Source organism: Stenotrophomonas sp. YJH_SMC_64 (assembly GCF_059371375.1).
Map to the genome: position 1 here is coordinate 68,385 of NZ_JCAFUN010000009.1, position 15,656 is coordinate 84,040.

19 protein-coding genes are annotated in these 15,656 nt (G+C 66.5%); 5 read left to right on the forward strand and 14 right to left on the reverse strand.

All coding sequences use genetic code 11. The annotated features are described in order from the left end of the window. Positions 1-28: 28 nt before the first annotated feature. The 10 genes from AC5P9L_RS11175 to AC5P9L_RS11220 all read right to left on the reverse strand — a co-directional run bounded on the left by AC5P9L_RS11175 (position 29) and on the right by AC5P9L_RS11220 (position 9,392). Positions 29-697 (reverse strand): nucleotidyltransferase family protein, encoded by a 669-nt coding sequence (locus AC5P9L_RS11175; RefSeq protein ID WP_279915495.1) that lies wholly within the window; start codon positions 695-697, stop codon positions 29-31. Then, on the reverse strand, positions 673-1,734 hold the full coding sequence (locus AC5P9L_RS11180) for an XdhC family protein (protein ID WP_279915496.1): 1,062 nt from the start codon (positions 1,732-1,734) through the stop codon (positions 673-675). Before AC5P9L_RS11180 ends, AC5P9L_RS11175 begins: the two co-directional genes overlap by 25 nt. A gap of 9 nt (positions 1,735-1,743) precedes the next feature. After that, positions 1,744-3,948 (reverse strand): aldehyde oxidoreductase molybdenum-binding subunit PaoC, encoded by a 2,205-nt coding sequence (gene paoC / locus AC5P9L_RS11185; RefSeq protein WP_279915497.1) that lies wholly within the window; start codon positions 3,946-3,948, stop codon positions 1,744-1,746. Continuing rightward, positions 3,948-4,898, reverse strand: a complete 951-nt coding sequence (locus AC5P9L_RS11190) for an FAD binding domain-containing protein (RefSeq protein WP_087802615.1) — start codon at positions 4,896-4,898, stop codon at positions 3,948-3,950. Before AC5P9L_RS11190 ends, paoC begins: the two co-directional genes overlap by 1 nt. Beyond that, positions 4,895-5,542, reverse strand: coding sequence for an aldehyde dehydrogenase iron-sulfur subunit PaoA (gene paoA, locus AC5P9L_RS11195; RefSeq protein ID WP_005416549.1), 648 nt, complete (start codon positions 5,540-5,542; stop codon positions 4,895-4,897). Before paoA ends, AC5P9L_RS11190 begins: the two co-directional genes overlap by 4 nt. A 223-nt stretch (positions 5,543-5,765) precedes the next feature. After that, the gene (locus AC5P9L_RS11200) at positions 5,766-6,497 is read right to left on the reverse strand and encodes a hypothetical protein (RefSeq protein WP_279915498.1); all 732 of its coding nucleotides are present in this window, start codon (positions 6,495-6,497) and stop codon (positions 5,766-5,768) included. A 127-nt stretch (positions 6,498-6,624) separates the two neighbouring features. Further along, positions 6,625-7,140, reverse strand: a complete 516-nt coding sequence (locus AC5P9L_RS11205) for an OsmC family protein (RefSeq protein ID WP_279915499.1) — start codon at positions 7,138-7,140, stop codon at positions 6,625-6,627. A 21-nt stretch (positions 7,141-7,161) separates the two neighbouring features. After that, positions 7,162-7,929 (reverse strand): SDR family oxidoreductase, encoded by a 768-nt coding sequence (locus AC5P9L_RS11210; RefSeq protein ID WP_279915500.1) that lies wholly within the window; start codon positions 7,927-7,929, stop codon positions 7,162-7,164. Between the two features lie 126 nt (positions 7,930-8,055). Beyond that, positions 8,056-9,087, reverse strand: a complete 1,032-nt coding sequence (locus AC5P9L_RS11215) for a LysR family transcriptional regulator (RefSeq protein WP_279915501.1) — start codon at positions 9,085-9,087, stop codon at positions 8,056-8,058. Further along, positions 9,084-9,392 carry a sigma factor-like helix-turn-helix DNA-binding protein gene (locus AC5P9L_RS11220; RefSeq protein ID WP_279915502.1) on the reverse strand — a complete coding sequence of 103 codons (309 nt, stop codon included), beginning with the start codon at positions 9,390-9,392 and terminating at the stop codon, positions 9,084-9,086. The genes AC5P9L_RS11215 and AC5P9L_RS11220 overlap by 4 nt, the downstream gene beginning before the upstream one ends. Before the next feature lie 89 nt (positions 9,393-9,481). Between AC5P9L_RS11220 and AC5P9L_RS11225 the strand changes: the two genes are divergently transcribed. From AC5P9L_RS11225 to AC5P9L_RS11235, 3 genes are all read left to right on the forward strand, one after another. Next, positions 9,482-9,961: a carboxymuconolactone decarboxylase family protein gene (locus tag AC5P9L_RS11225; RefSeq protein ID WP_134729273.1), complete on the forward strand. Its 480-nt coding sequence runs from the start codon at positions 9,482-9,484 to the stop codon at positions 9,959-9,961. A gap of 55 nt (positions 9,962-10,016) precedes the next feature. Beyond that, on the forward strand, positions 10,017-10,421 hold the full coding sequence (locus AC5P9L_RS11230) for a cupin domain-containing protein (protein ID WP_069138529.1): 405 nt from the start codon (positions 10,017-10,019) through the stop codon (positions 10,419-10,421). 75 nt (positions 10,422-10,496) lie between these two features. After that, complete coding sequence (locus AC5P9L_RS11235) at positions 10,497-11,378, forward strand: RNA polymerase sigma-70 factor (protein WP_279915503.1); 882 nt, start codon at positions 10,497-10,499, stop codon at positions 11,376-11,378. Between the two features lie 109 nt (positions 11,379-11,487). Here AC5P9L_RS11235 and AC5P9L_RS11240 read toward each other — a convergent pair whose 3' ends face one another. Beyond that, positions 11,488-12,408: an MBL fold metallo-hydrolase gene (locus tag AC5P9L_RS11240; RefSeq protein WP_279915504.1), complete on the reverse strand. Its 921-nt coding sequence runs from the start codon at positions 12,406-12,408 to the stop codon at positions 11,488-11,490. A 480-nt stretch (positions 12,409-12,888) separates the two neighbouring features. On the opposite strand from AC5P9L_RS11240, the gene AC5P9L_RS11245 reads away from it, so the two are divergent. Together AC5P9L_RS11245 and AC5P9L_RS11250 are read left to right on the forward strand one after the other, a co-directional pair. After that, complete coding sequence (locus AC5P9L_RS11245; RefSeq protein WP_279915505.1) at positions 12,889-13,842, forward strand: alpha/beta fold hydrolase; 954 nt, start codon at positions 12,889-12,891, stop codon at positions 13,840-13,842. Between the two features lie 237 nt (positions 13,843-14,079). Next, positions 14,080-14,391 (forward strand): hypothetical protein, encoded by a 312-nt coding sequence (locus tag AC5P9L_RS11250; RefSeq protein WP_026346984.1) that lies wholly within the window; start codon positions 14,080-14,082, stop codon positions 14,389-14,391. 43 nt (positions 14,392-14,434) lie between these two features. On the opposite strand, the gene AC5P9L_RS11255 is transcribed toward AC5P9L_RS11250, so the two are convergent. From AC5P9L_RS11255 to AC5P9L_RS11265, 3 genes are all read right to left on the reverse strand, one after another. Further along, a complete protein-coding gene (locus tag AC5P9L_RS11255; RefSeq protein WP_005416560.1) occupies positions 14,435-14,716 on the reverse strand; it encodes a hypothetical protein in 282 nt (93 codons plus the stop codon). Between the two features lie 281 nt (positions 14,717-14,997). After that, positions 14,998-15,267: a hypothetical protein gene (locus AC5P9L_RS11260; protein WP_005416562.1), complete on the reverse strand. Its 270-nt coding sequence runs from the start codon at positions 15,265-15,267 to the stop codon at positions 14,998-15,000. Positions 15,268-15,325: 58 nt separating this feature from the next. Further along, positions 15,326-15,541 (reverse strand): hypothetical protein, encoded by a 216-nt coding sequence (locus tag AC5P9L_RS11265; protein WP_279915506.1) that lies wholly within the window; start codon positions 15,539-15,541, stop codon positions 15,326-15,328. Between the last annotated feature and the right edge of the window lie 115 nt (positions 15,542-15,656).

Consider the following 15,656-nt stretch of genomic DNA (forward strand, 5'->3'; position numbering starts at 1 on the left):
AGCGAGGGTTCGGGCTCCGGCTCTGCCGCTAGTCATCTGCGCGACGGGCGTTGGCACCGTGATCGTGCAACTCAACCTCGGCATCGATCCAGCCCGCATCGCGCACACGCGCAAGATCTTCTGGTGTATCGATATCCAGGCCCAGTTCCGGTGCCTGTAGGACATGCACCGTATCGACGGGAAGTTGCCGCAGGCGCGCTCCAAAGCCGCGGTCACCGCTTGCACCCGCAGAGTTGAACCATGCACGCGGCACTACTGCAGGAATGCCAAGCGCGTCTCCATGACGGGTGCCAGCGCACCCTGACGCCGAGGAGCGGGCACCCGAAAGCAGCGCCTGCAGATGGGAGCGCTCGATTGCGGGCTGGTCGCATGCCACGACCATCACCGCAGTCACCGTGGGCAGCAGGTGTGCGCTGGCAACCTGCAGGCTGCTCGCCAGGCCGCGTTCCCAGTGGTGGTTGGTTACCGGAGTGGCCTCCAGCCCGGCAATGCTGGATGTCACGGCCTGTGCGTTCGCGCCCACCACGACCAGCACCTGCGCTGGCGCGAGCTCGCGCGCCAACCGCACCACGCGATGTACCAGGGTTTCGCCCTGCCGGGTCAGGAGCTGCTTGGGCTGGCCAAGTCGGGTGCTCCCGCCCGCAGCCAGCACGACGACCGCATGCCCGTCAGTCACCTGCCGTGCGCGCTTCGCCATTGCTGCAGCTGCGCGGCGATGCTGAGCGAAATCGCCTCTGGCCCTCGGCCGCCGATGTCCAGGCCGACCGGTGATCGAAGTCTCGGGGAAAGGCGGTGGCGCTGATCCGGTGTCAGCAGCTTGAACAGGTCCTCGCGCCTTCGCCGCGGACCCAGCAGTCCAATGAACGCAACTTTGATATCAGCCAGGGCCACCAGCGCCTCCCGGTCCAGTTCGAAATCGTGATGCATCACCAGTACCGCGTCGCACGGGTCGCCATGAAGGGCCTCGGCCGGGCTAGCCTGAAGATGCGCATCCGCGCCCTGCCCGGCTGAGGCCCAGCGCGCTCGCCGTTCGGCCACGCTGACCCGCCACCCCAGGCCGCGCAGCAACGGAACCAGGGAGGGCGTTTCGGGACCGCCTCCCAACACCAGGGCCCGCGGAAGCCGGAGCAACGGCAAATGCCATGCGCCCTCGCCAAAGGACTGCGCTCCGTCCATCGGATGCAGCTGCCATGCCTGCTCGCGATGGCCGGCACGGAAAATGACCTGCCCCGACGTACGAAGGTCGCGCTGGAGTGACACACCCTCGCGCAACCAAGCCTCGATGACGTCGTCGATGCCTGCCATGGCACGCAATGGCAGGAGCGCAATCCGCAGCCGGCCGCGGCAGCCGAGCGCGGACCCGCTCAACAGGTCGTCGTCACTGCGGGTGTCGATCTCGATCCAGTCGACCCGCCCTGCCGCGCCCACCTGCTCCGCGCGTCGCGCGAGCTCGGGCTCCAGGCATCCGCCGCTCAGCCAGCCGACCTGGCCGCCGTTGCAGAACAGCACCATGTCGCCGGCACCGGCGTAGGTGGAGCCATCGGTTTCCAGCACCAGCGCGAGCACGGCGTGCTCCCCCGCGCGCACGCGCGTCAAGGCCGTCTCGAGTACGCCGCGCGGGCTGCCTTCGGCGAGGAAGCCCGGCGCTGCGGACAGGTCCTCGGCAAGATCGCCGGGCTCCCCTCCGCCTGCGGCGGAGACGTCCAGATTGGGCGAGGCTGCGGGTCGGTCCATGCGCAAGGGTCAGCCCACGTCAGGCAAGCCGGGCAGCAGCTTGTCCAGGGTAATGGGATAGTTGCGCACGCGCACGCCGGTTGCGTTGTAGACCGCATTGGCGATCGCGGCGCCGACCCCGCAGATGCCCAGTTCACCCACACCCTTGGCCTTCATCGGCGAGATCACCGGATCCAGCGTGTCGAGGAAGACCACTTCCTGGTACGGGATGTCGGCATGCACGGGAACCTCGTAGCCGGCCAGGTCGTGGTTGATGAACAAGCCAAGCCGTTTGTCGACCACCAGCTCCTCCATGAGGGTCGCGCCCGCACCCATCACCATCCCGCCGATGACCTGGCTGCGTGCAGACAGCGGATTGAGGATCCGGCCGCCATCGCATACGGCAAGCATGCGGCGGATGCGCGTCTCTCCCGTGTAGGCATGCACGGCAACCTCGCAGAAATGCCCTGCATAGGTGCCGACGTCGTAGCCTTGCTTGAAGTCGCCGAAGGCAATGCCGTCCTCCGCCGACAGTGTGCCCGCCTCCGCCAGCTTGATCGTCCGCCCATCCGCCTGGATGCGGCCGTTGGCGAAGTCTGCGGTGTCGCCGTCGAAGCCCAGTTTCTCGCCCACTTTGCGGCGCAGGCTGACGCACGCCGCGTACACGCCTGCGGTGGAGCTTGCCGCGCCCCACTGGCCGCCGGAACCGGCGGAGGCGGGATGACGGGAGTCGCCGAGGGTCACCTGGACCCGCTCCAGCGGCACGCCCATGGTCTCGGCTGCCGTCTGCGCGATGATTGTGTAGGAGCCGGTGCCGATGTCGGTCATGTCGGTCTCCACAATCACCCCGCCCTGGCCGTCAAGCCGGACCCGCGCCGCCGACTTCATCGTCGGTGCACCGCGATAGCCCGCAGACACGCCCATGCCGACCAGCCAGTCCCCTTCCCTGACCTGCGCCGGCCTGGGGTTGCGCTTGTTCCAGTTGAAGCGCTCCGCGCCTTCGCGCAGGCAGCGCACCAGGTTGCGGTCGGAGAACTTCTTGGACGGATCGCCGGGTACCACCTCGGGCTCGTTGAGGATGCGGAACGCGATCGGGTCGAGACCCAGCTTCTCGGCCATTTCGTCCATCGCCACTTCCAGCGCCATGTGGCCCGGTGCTTCGCCCGGTGCGCGCATCGCATTGCCTTCGGGCATGTCGAGCGTGGCAATGTAATTGGCCACCAGGCGATTGGCGCCTGCATAGAGCTTGGGCGTCTGCAGGGTGCCGTTTTCGCCATCCTCGCCGTTGATGTTGCCCGACCAGTTCTCATGGGCGATGGCGGAGATCCGGCCATCCTTTCCGCAGCCGATCCGCACGCGCTGGAGGGTGGCGTGCCGGTGCGTGGTGTTGTTGGGCATCAACGGGCGTTGCAGCGCGATCTTCACCGGCCGCCCGACCTGCTTGGCCGCCAGCGCGGCCAGCACCGCGTCGGCACGGATGAACAGCTTGCCGCCGAAGCCGCCGCCGATATAGGGCGAGTCCACGCGCACCTTGGCAGGATCGATGCCGAGGATCGCCGCCATGCCCTGCCTGGCCCAGTCGATCATCTGGTTCGCCGTCCACAGCGTGAGCGTGTCGCCCTCCCAGGCGGCGATGGTGGCGTGCGGCTCCATCATCGAATGACTTTCGTCGGAGGTGTGGTAAGTCTCGTCGAGCTTGACCGCGGCGCTCGCGTAGGCAGTGTCGAAATCGCCCAGCGCCTGCCGGTCGGGCTTGCCGTCACGCCCCTTTGCCAGCGGCGCGGACGGTGCCAGGGCCGGGAAATCGAAGCGGCCCTTGCTGCGCTCGTAGCGGGTGCGGATCAGCGCCGCGGCGGCGCGGGCCTGCTCGAAGGTCTCTGCCACCACGCAGGCGATGGCCTGGTGGTAGTGGGCCACCTCGGCTCCGCCGAACAACGGTGCATTGTTCCAGTTCGATGTGCCGACCGGCTTGGTTTCCGGTGCGGTGATGACCGCCAGTACGCCGGGCGCGGCACGTGCGCGGGAGGCATCCATCGAAATGATGCGCCCCTTGCCGATACCCGCACCGACGATGTAGCCGTAGGCCTGGTTCGGCGCCACGTCATGGCGCTCGTAGGCGTAGGGGGCGGTGCCGGTGGTCTTGCGTGGACCGTCGATGCGCGGCGTCGACTTGCCGACGACCTTGGCCTTGTCGAACAGGTTGTCGCCGGCGGGGGCGTTGAATTCAAGGGGCATCAGCGCTCTCCTTCCACCAGCACCGCCGCGAGGGTGCGCTCGGCGAGCGCGATCTTGAACGCGTTCTCCCGCGTCGGGCGGGCACCGGCGAACACCTGCCGGGTCGCGGCCTTTACGCCGTCGCGCAGCAGCGGTTCGGCTGCCTCGACGCGCCACGGTTTCGGCGCGACCCCACCGAAGGCGAACCGCGCCGAGCCGTCACGCTGCACGACCGCGGCGACCGACACCAGTGCGAACGCATAGGACGCGCGGTCACGTACCTTGTGGTACACGTGCCGACCGCCCAGGGGTTGTGGCAGCGTGACGTGGGTGATCAGCTCACCGCGCTGCAGCACGTTGTCCTGCTGCGGCTTGTCGCCGGGGGAACGATGGAAATCGGCAATCGGGATGCTGCGCGTACTGCCGTCACCCCTGACGGTCTGGATCGAGGCGTCCAGCACCCGCAGGGCCACCGCCATGTCACCCGGATAGGTCGCGATGCAGCTGTCCGAGGTGCCGATCACGCCCATCTGCCGGGAGAACCCCTCGAGTGCGCCGCAGCCGGATCCGGGCAGGCGCTTGTTGCAGGGCAGATTGGGATCGTAGAAATACGGGCAGCGCGTGCGCTGCAGCAGGTTGCCGCCGGTGGTGGCTTTGTTGCGCAACTGCCCGGAAGCACCTGCCACGATCGCGCGGGTCAGCACCGCGTAGTCGCGGCGCACGCGCTCATGCGAGGCCAGTGCGGTATTGGTGACCAGCGTGCCGATGCGCAGGCCGCCTTCGTCGGTGGGTTCGATCCTGTCCAGGCCGATGTCCTGCACGTCGACCAGGTGCGCTGGCGTCTCGACCTCCAGCTTCATCAGGTCGAGCAGATTGGTCCCTCCAGCCAGGAATTTCGCGCCCTCGGTACCGGCGACGGCCCTGGCGGCCTCGGCCGGGGATTTCGCGCGTTCGTAACTGAAGGCCCTCATGAGCGCCTCCCTGCAGAGGTCACGCCAGCGACCTCTGCCATCGCCTCGGCAATATTGGAATAGGCGCCGCAGCGGCAGAGGTTGCCGCTCATGCGTTCGCGCATTTCCATGTTGGTGGCCCGGGGGCGTGCGCTGACATCCGCCTGCACATGGCTGGGCACACCCCGCTTGATCTCGTCCAGTACCGCCACCGCCGAACAGATCTGCCCCGGCGTGCAATACCCGCACTGGTAGCCATCATGCTTGATGAAGGCGGCCTGCATCGGATGCAGGTCATCGGGCGTTCCGAGGCCTTCGATGGTGGTGATGGCATCGCCCTGGTGCTGTACCGCCAGGCTGAGGCAGGCATTGATGCGCTCACCGTTGACCAGCACGGTACAGGCGCCGCATTGACCGTGGTCGCAGCCCTTTTTCGTTCCAGTCAGCTTCAGATGTTCGCGCAGGGCATCGAGCAGCGTGGTCCGGGTGTCGAGCTCAAGCTCCCGCCGCTCGCCGTTGACGGTCAAGGCCACCGTGCTGATGACCGGCGGCCTGGGCGGCGGGGGCGCCGCCAGTTCGGCGGCGAGCGATGATGCCCCCGGTGCGGCGGACATCGCCACGGTCGTGACGCCGCCGGCGATCACCTGGCGACGCGTCAACTTCATTCCTTCATCACAACTTGGCACAGTGACCTCCTGGCGTTCGGGGAAACCCCGTGGCTGGATGGACGCGCTCACACTACCGAAGGGCCACTATGCCCATCTGCGGGGTACAGATCTGTGAAGTCGGCGAAATGTACGACCCTGCCAACTTGGGCCATGTGTATGCCTCACTGGATGGCTCACAATCCTGTTTGTCCCTCAACATGAAGAACATGATGGCCCGACGCTACAAGGGCGTTGACTGGGAGGGCTCGGGCTCGTGGATGGAGCCTTCCAACAAGGCAACGTAGGTATCGAGCCTGGTGCGAAGGCCGATCAGCATCCAGCCCAGCAGGTACAGCAGCACCATGGCGAAGATGAGCAGTGCGCCTAGCAGGCCAACATCGAAAGCGCCTGCCCAGTCACCCCATTTCCATCCACGGAACTGCAGGTAGAGGGCAATCAACAGCGGGAATGGTCCCAGCCGCTGCAGGCCGCCATACATCATGCCCATGCGCTCCATCATGTTTGTGCGCAAGGTGCTGACGAACTTGAGTCGCCGCTCGCGCTGGACGCGCGGGAAGTCGCGAAGCTCGCTCACCACTGCTTGCCAGTGGGCAAAGTCTTCATCCATCTCCCGGGCGTGCGAGAGCCGCGGCTGGCTGAACTGGCGAATGCCCCTGCGGGCGGCCAGGACGCCACCGACAATGAACCCTCCGATTTCGATTGCCAGGCAGGCAACCACCACCTGGAGCACTGCGCCAAAAGGCAGCCATCGATCCGGAAGCTGACCCATGAGAATGCCGATGATCGCCGCACCCATGCCGATGCGGAACGCCCACGTCTCCACCCTGCCCGCCTTGGGGTAGATGCTGTGCTCAACCAGCCCCTGCACCCGCTGGTAGAGCCAGTGGAACGTGAGTTCCTGCGAATCGGTCTTCGCGGGCGGTTCGAATCCGCCCCGTGCCTGCATGTCCATTGCGCCCCCTGCCCCGCCGGCCAGGTTGCCGGCGCCACCATCGTAGCCGAGCTGGGTTGTGGCGGAATACGGCCTAGCCGTGTAATCGTCAGGCCAGGACCTTCCCGGAGTCGAGCATGGCTCGATTCTACAGAGGCGGAGCCTGCGGGCCGACCCGAACATGCACCGCATGGCTGATGCCACGATGGAACATCTTGGCGTATGGGCAGACGCGTTCGGTGTTGCGCACCAGTTCGCAGGCGAGGTTCTCATCCATGCCGGGAAGATGTACCACGATCTCGGCCGACAGCAGGTACAGCCCATCTGCCGGATCACGGGCGAAGGTGACCGCCACTTCGATGCTGGGGTTGTGCAGCAGCAGGCCGGCACGCGCGGCCACCAGCACCATGGCACCGTGGAAGCAGCCAGCGTAGCTTGCGGCCAGCAGCTGCTCGGGATTGGCGCCGCCGCCAGGCCCGCCGAGTTCCGGCGGCAGGCGCAGGTCCACCGCCAGTGCACCGTCGTCCGACCGCACGACGCCGGACGCCCGCCCGTGCTGGGCCTGGCCACCGCTCACCCGCACGCGGCCGGTGTACAGCGGCTTCACGTCGTCGCCCTGGTAGCGGTCCAGCATGGCGGGCGAAGGAGGCTTCAGCTCGGTCATTGGCAGGCGATCGATGGCCGCTCAGGCAGGCTGCCGCTGCAACAGGCCGGACTGCTGCAGCCAGGCTTCGAAATCGACCTGCCCCAGCCACGCGTGCCCGATCGGCACCAGCGTGTCGATCTGCAGCGGCGCGCCGAAGTACAGCGCCTCGGTATCCGCAACGACCTGCCGGGAATCACCCGTCAGTTGCAGATAGCGCCTGGCCAGATCCGCCATCGCGCTGCGCTGCGGCCCGGCGATCTCCAGCACGCCATTGGCTGGCGCCTGCTGCGCGATGCGTGCCACCGCTTCGGCAACATCCTCGGCGGCAATCGGCTGCACGTCGGCGGCCGGTAGCCGCAGGGTCTCCCCATCGCCGGCGGACTGGATGATGCCCGGCAGGAACTCGAAGAACTGCGTGGAATGGATGATGGTGTACGGCAGGCCCGAGTCGCGGATCAGCCGCTCCTGGGCAATCTTGCCGCGGAAGTAGCCACTGGCTGCCAGCTTGCCGGTGCCTACGACGGAAAGCGCAACGTGGTGATGTACGCCGGCACGGGCAGCGGCGGTAAGGATGTTGTGGCCGGCGGTTACGAAGAACGAAAGCACAGCCGCATCTTCGAACGAGGGCGAGTTGGCCAGGTCCACCACCACGTCGACGCCGTCCATGGCGGCATCCAGGCCCTCGCCGGTCAGCACATCCACCCCGGTGGAGGGCGCTGCCACCACGACCGCATGCCCGGCGACACGCAGGCGCTCCACCACCTTGCTGCCGATGCGGCCGGTACCACCGATGACGAGGAACTTCATTGCGCGTCTCCTGGAATGAAAAGGGCTACCGGGGTGTGGCCGGGCGCAGGCATCGTAGGTGGCGCGGGCGCGAGGCAGTAGGCCCTTGAAGGGCCGCGCACTGTTGCCCGGCACGCACCAGTGTGCTCAGGCCCAGGCAGGCTGTGCGACTGGCTTCAGAGGGGTGGCCTGCTGGCGAGCTTCCCAGTGCGAGATCACATCCAGTTCGAGCGCGCGCACCCGCTGCGTGCTGAAGTCGATGAAGGCCCGCACGCGCTTGGGCAGCTGGCGGCGGCTGAGATAGCACAGGTAGTGACCGCGATCGAGCGGCGCATGCCGATCCAGGCAGGTCACCACCCTGCCCGCCCACAGCGCTTCACGCACCTGATAGCTGGGCAGCTGGGCGATGCCCAGCCCGTCGATCACGGCCTGCAGGGCCAGGTCGGCATCGTTGAACACCATTGCGGAAGGCGGCTGAAGGTGTACTTCGGCACCGTCGACACGGAATTCCCAGGGCTGCATGCGTCCGCCCGGCAGGCGCCGCCCGATGCAGGCATGCGTGGGCAGCGCGTCCACCGACGCGGGTAGGCCGTGCACCTGCACGTACGCCGGTGATGCACATACGACCAGCTGCATCGGCACCAGCTGCTTGGCGATCACCTGGCTGTCTTCCAGCAGGCCATCGCGAAACGCCACGTCGATGCGGTCACCGGCCAGGTCGGGGGCCTGCTCGTCCAGCAGCAGCTCCACGGATACCTGCGGGTACTCGGCACGGAAGGCTGCCAGCAAAGGGGCAATCACCCGCCGGCCGAAGCCGTGGCTGGCACTGATGCGCAGGTGCCCGCGCGGCGGGCCCTCGCGCAGGTCGCGCATTTCCTCCAGCGCCTGCAGGATGCAGGTCACGCCCGGGTTGCAGCCCTCCAGGAACAGCTCGCCTTCGCGGGTGAGCGTGGTCGAGCGCGTGGTGCGCAGGAACAACCGCACGCCCAGCTGGCTTTCCAGCTTCTGCACGCTGCGGCTGACGGCCGAGCGGCCGATGCCGAGGCGGTCGGCCGCGCGCGCGAAGCTGCCCTCGGACGCCACTGCAATGAAGGCCAGCACGCCGGCGTAGCTGGTGGAGAAGGACGCATTGAGCGCATCGTGGCCGTCGCTGGCCGGGCGGGTCGTTGCGGCGTTCATGGGTGGCCTGGCTCCAGGCGGGCACGTTGTGCGTGCAGGTGGCTCCGCGCCAGCGCCAACCGTTGCCTGCACGCGGCAAGATCGAGCGCCAGCAGGGGCACGATGTCCTCGAATCCGGCGCCCAGCACGTCGTGCAGCAACAGTACCGCACGTGCATCGGGCGGCAATTCGCGCAATGCGGCGAGGAAGGCCTGCCAGACCTGTTCGCTGGCAGGGCGCGATGCGGTGCGCAGGTGCGATGAGGTGTCCATGCCCGGCAGACGGCCGAGCATCGCCCGCTGTGACAGGACATTGGTGCTTTTCATGCAACAGCGTGCGGCCCGGCCCCCGCCTACCGGCATTGCGAATGCAGGCCTAGCCTCGCTGTGCCCTTCACACGCTACAGGAACACACCATGACCGCACGCCTGGATTACGCCGCGCAATCCCCCGAACTGTTCAAGAAGCTCGGCCTGTACTCGCATGCCGCCCACACCGCCTCGATCGAAGCGGCCATCATCGATCTGGTCAACATCCGTGCATCGCAGCTCAACGGCTGTGGCTTCTGCCTGGACATGCACGTGAAGGAGGCCACCCTGCGTGGTGAGCGCCCGCTGCGCCTGCATCACCTGGCGGCATGGCGTGAATCAACGCTGTTCAGCCCGCGCGAGCGCGCCTGCCTGGCCTGGACCGAAGTACTGACCCAGCTGCCGGCGCAGGGTGTGCCCGACGAGCTGTACGCGCGCGTGCGCGGCCAGCTGTCCGATCAGGAAATGGTCGACCTCACCCACGCGGTGATGGCGATCAACGCCTGGAACCGCGCCAACGTTGCCTTCCGTACCACGCCCGGCACGCTGGACGCGGCCTTTGGCCTGGACAAGGCCGGCCTGGCCTGATCCTTCCGCCGCTGCCCCATGCTGCGGCCCTGCTCTACCGCTTTGGAGACCTGCCATGCGTCGTTCTGTTCTGGCCCTGTTTGCGCTGCTGCCACTGTGCGGCGCTGCCGCCACCCCGCCCTCTGCTGCGCCCCAGCCCCTGGTGCGCGAGGTGATGACCCGCGCCCTGCCGGAGCAGCCCGGCAAGGAAGCGCTGATCCTTACCGTGGAGTATCCGCCGGGTGGCGCCGATCCTGTCCACCGCCACGATGCCCATGGCTTCGTCTATGTCCTGGAAGGGCGGATCGTGATGGGTGTTGCTGGTGGCAAGGAAGTCACCCTTGGCCCGGGCGAGGCCTTCCATGAAGGCCCGGCCGATCTGCACACCGTAGGCCGCAACGCCAGCGCCACCGAGCCGGCGAAGTTCGTGGTGTTCCTGATCAAGGACATCGGCAAGCCGGCGGTGCTGCCGCCGCACTGATCGCACGTCCGGCGCTGGCACCAACGACAGGTTCCCGGGTGTCACAATCCGGGGACCTGTCCCGTCTACGCTGGCATGGACGAATCCACTGCGCTGTTCTCACGCCTCCGCCCGCGCCTGTTCGGCGTGGCCTACCGCATGCTCGGGTCTTCGCACGAAGCCGAAGACGTGGTGCAGGATGTCTGGCTGCGCTGGCATGGCGCCGACCAGTCACAGATCGAGAATCCGGAAGCCTGGCTGGTGGCGACCACCACCCGTCGTGCCATTGATGGCCTGCGCCTGGCCCGGCATGCGCGAGAACACTATGTAGGCATGTGGTTGCCCGAGCCGCTGCTGACCGATGACACCGCCACGCCCGAGTACGTGCTGGAAACCACCAGCGATCTGTCGGTCGCCTTCCTCAGTGTGCTGGAACGGCTGGCCCCGGATGCGCGTGCGGCTTTCCTCCTGCACGATGTGTTCGATCAGGATTACGCCGTGGTCGCGCGCACCCTGGACAAGACAGAGGCCGCCTGCCGGCAGATCGTGCATCGCGCGCGCCAGCAGCTCAGGCAGGAGCGCCCGCGCTACAACGTCCCGCAGGACGTGCACCAGAAACTGCTGCGCCGCTTCGCCGAGGCCGCGTCCAGCGGCGATTTCCGCACGATGAAGGCGTTGATGGCCGAATCGGCCGAACTGGTGGGAGACGGCGGCGGTATCGTCACCAGCTTTCCCGGGCCTTTGCTCGGCGGCGCACGCATTGCCCAGCTGCTGTATGCCCCGCACCTGCGGCGCAGCGCGCAATTGCGGATGGTACCGGCCATGCTCAATGGACGGTTGGGACTGCTGCGCTATTTCGATGGCGTGCTGGAGGCGGCGATGGCCTTCGAGACCGATGGCGAGCGGATAACGCAAATCCTGGTACAGCGCAACCCGCACAAGCTGCAGCGGTTGGCTCGCCCGACCGCCATTCAGTAGTTCCCCGGGTAGGGATGGGGTCTGTTGTCGGCCGCCCTTACGGGATTCGAGCGGGGCGCTGATGCGCCCCGTCGAAAACCCTTGCTTGCGCTGTATCCGCAGGATCCGATCAGAAGTCCCAGAACACCGGCACCCAGCGGAACGTCTCGCCGTCCAGCGACACCCTGCCCACTGACGGGAACGGAAGATGCGTGGCCACCAGCATTTCGCCGGTACCGGCCAGTTCCTTCAGCAGAGCGATGCGTACGCGTGCGGATTCCTCCGGATCGTGCTCGAAGCCGTTGTGCCAGTTCGGCTGGTCGAAGCCGACCGCGAACACCGCGTCACCGGCAAAGGTCAGGGCCTGCCCCGCGGACGCTACGCGCACCACGCAGTGTCCCGGGGTATGCCCACCGGTACGGCGGGCCGTCACGCCCGGCGCGATCTGCTGTTCGTCCTGGAAGGTGTGCACATAGCTGCTGTACTCGGCCCAGAAGTGCTTGGCCGTGGCGCGCAGTGCATCGGGGAAGCCCTGCGGCATGTTGGTACGGCTGAAGTCCGGCGACTTCCAGAACTCCACTTCCGCGGCTGCGACGTGGATTTTCAGGTCCGGGCGCAGCCGTTCCTTTACGCCTTCAACCAGCAGGCCGCCGACGTGGTCCATGTGCATGTGGGTGATCACCACGTCGGTGATTTCGCCCAGGCTGATGCCGGCGGCACCGAGGCGGCGGATCAGCTGGCCGGCGCGCGGCAGCTGCAGGTCCGGGTCCATGCCCAGGCCGGCATCGATGAGGATGGTGCGATCACCGCTGTGCACCACCATCACGTTCAATGCCCAGTCGAAGGCATCCTGGGGCAGGTACATCTCTTCGAACCATTGGGCACGGTCGGCGGCCGGTACGTTGTGGCCGAGCATCTGGGTGGGCAACGGCAGGACGCCATCGCTGATCACCAGCACTTCGACGTCGCCCACTTTCAGGGCGTAACGCGAGGGCACCAGTTCATCGAGGGCGGGAGCAATGGGCGCGGCGGTGTTTTCCATACTGAACATGAGGGATCTCCACGATGAGGCGTTGGGCGGGCAGCAATGGAAGGCTGGCGCTAGCGATTCCGGGCGCTTTCCCACGACGCAGGGCGCGGCGCGGCCAGGGCGCGGATGCCTGGCACGCCAGCACTGCGTGGTTCATGGGAAGGTGGGCACTGCGTGAGCGGTGGGCCCGGGACACGGCAGGTGCCGTGTGGGATCAGCCTAGGCAGCACGCCGCAGGTGCGGTAGCGCCGTGAAGGGGTACGTCATGTTGCGTTCCGGGAAGCAATGCGGAACCGGCTGCAATGCCACCATTGCAAGCGCCTCTGGCTCGTTCGGTAGTGCGCAGGCCCAGGTCGGGCAGCTTCGGATGATCATCCAGTCGACCCCACTGTGGGTCCGCGCAATCAGGACGATCTATCAAGAAATTCGGACTTGTCATATCCCAGATGCCTGATTGCTGGCGCAAAGTACGTCTCACCACCCACCCATGAGAGTTCCCGCATGAACACCTTCGCCCGTACCCTGGCCGTTGCCACCCTCGCCCTCTCGGTCCAGGCCGGCCTGTCCGCGCAGGCCGCCGAACCGGCCACGCCGGCGGCAGTCACCAGCATCGCGCGCACCGCCAGCTACATCACCACCGCCGATGGCGTGCAGCTGTACTACAAGGACTGGGGCCCGAAGAACGGCCCGGTCGTGACCTTCAGCCACGGCTGGCCGTTGAACTCGGACAGCTGGGAATCGCAGATGATCTTCCTGGCCAACCACGGCTACCGCGTCATTGCCCATGACCGTCGCGGCCACGGGCGCTCCAGCCAGCCGTGGGACGGCAACGACATGGATCACTACGCCGATGACCTGGCCACGGTGATCAATACGCTGGACCTGCACGATGTGACGCTGGTGGGCTTCTCCACCGGTGGCGGCGAAGTGGCGCGCTACATCGGCCGGCATGGCACCGGGCGGGTGAAGAAGGCCGTGCTGATCAGCTCGGTGCCGCCGTTCATGCTGAAAACCGCCGACAACCCCAACGGCCTGCCGATCGAAGTGTTCGATGGCATCCGCAAGGCACAGATGGAGAACCGCGCGCAGCTGTACAAGGACATTCCGTCGGGCCCGTTCTACGGCTTCAACCGCCCGGGCGCGAAGGTGTCGCAGGGGCTGATCGATGCGTGGTGGGCGCAGGGCATGCAGGGCGGCCACAAGAACACCTACGATTCGATCGCCGCGTTCTCGGCCACCGATTTCCGCGCCGACCTGAAGAAGTTCGATGTTCCTACCCTGGTGATCCACGGTGACGACGATCAGATCGTGCCGATCGATATCTCGGGCCGCCAGTCGGCAAAGCTGATCAAGGGCGCAAAGCTGATTGTCTACCCGGGTGCGCCGCACGGCCTGACCGACACCCACAAGGACAAGGTCAACCAGGATCTGCTGGCGTTCCTGCAGGAAAAGTGAGTGTACGGGGCTCCGTTGTGATGGCGGAGCCCTTCCTGCCCAGAGGCAGGGCCGGCACCGGACGAGCGCCGGCGTCCACGTCAGTGCACGATTGCGGCCGTGGGATTTCAGGCCAATCATGGCGCGCGGTGTGCACCTTGATGAAGGGTTAACCTCCAACAAAGCACACTGCGCTCTCACGGCTCTTCTCCGGCGCAGAATCCTTTGCTCCCGTGTCCAGCCCCAGACGACACGGCCATGCATCCTCCCAATGCCTTCCGGATCCACGCGATCCAGCCCCTTCTTGCGCGCAATGGGGCCATCGTTCGCCTCGATCAATTGCGATCCACCTGCAAGAGCTGCGGCTTGCGCTCATCAATGACTCAGGACGAGGGCATCAAGACGAGTCCATTGGGCACGACGCTCACGTGCCCCGCGTGCGGTGCCACGGGGCTGATGGACGAGGTGGAGATATGGCACCACTGGCTCGAACAGTGCCGGCGGGAACGGATGCTGGCGCTCTTCGATCCCGCACCTGACGAACCTCTGGAGCCTGATGGCCCCGAATGAGAGCGACACATGGACTGTCCGGCCGGCGCCTCAGCGCCGCGCCTCAACCGTCGCCGGGGTGACGCCCTGCCAGGCTACCCATCGTGAAGGCGTAGCCCGCCTCCTCCAGCAGCGCTCTCATGCGCAGCTCCACACGCCGGGGGGAAAGCAGGCTGTTGGGCGCGTACAGGGCATAGACGTAGCCTGCGCCGTCGATGATCTCGCGGCGCACGGCGCACTCATTGGATTCGGCAGCCTCGGACCAGACGGACATCAACCTGGCGGGACTGATGGATTGGCCGTTGCGAAGACGGAAGAACAGCCAGCGCACTCCCAGGGAACGCACCGGATTCAACCTAGCCACTGCGAACCCCCGATGCGCCGGAAGAGGTCCCTCAGGACCTCTGGATCCAAGCGTGGATGCTCGTCTTTCGAAGAGCGCGGAAGGTCGATACGTGCGGCGCCGTTCACCAGCGCGGGCAGATCGGACTGAAGGTCGATCCACCACCCCGTGGGCAGCCGGAGCCCCGTGCCCGTTCTATCGTAGATGCAGATCGGAAAAGTCATGGCGTTGCTCCTGGATGACCCGAGCATACGCCTGCGCGATGTCAGGTCTGGATGCGACGCCTAGGAAGATGCCGCATCGGCGCGCTTTGCGCATTCGAATACGTGTGCTTCGTCCTGCTGGACCCTGCGGAACGACTCCAGCCAGCCGAACGCTGCGCCACGATTGTGAATCGTTTCGCCAAGCCTTCCGGTCAGGCACCGTGCGCACTCCATCCCGCCAGGACTGGGCGCATCGCAGCAACGGCATTGCGCCATCGTCGTCGTTCTCTCCGGGCGGCACTGGTACATGATCTTGGTCATCAGGCTGATCGCCTGGCTTTGCGAGGACATGCGCGCTCCCTGTCTGCTGCGCGGAAGCAGCCGCGCGGCGCGCGGCTCCTCCTGTTATTCAGCGGTGCGTATCACCGCCGGGACCGCCTTTCTTTTCGTCCGTTGGATTCGAATCGCTACGATCCTTCTTGTCCTGCTGCTGTTGTTCCCCTTGCCGGCCAGGCTCCTCCGCGCCGGGCTCGCCCCCCTCGACCTGCCCCTGCTGCACGGGCTGCGCTGCTTCAGCGGAAGCGTTGGAGCGGTCAATCCTGTTCTGTTCGGGGACGCTGTTCATTTCGATTCTCCGTCGCAGCAAGTGTGCTGCCGATTGACTGTGGGCCTGTTGCCGTTAGGGGAACGTGCCGGCAAGCGCGTTGTATGAACGGTTGTGATGAACAGGCTCCCGGCAG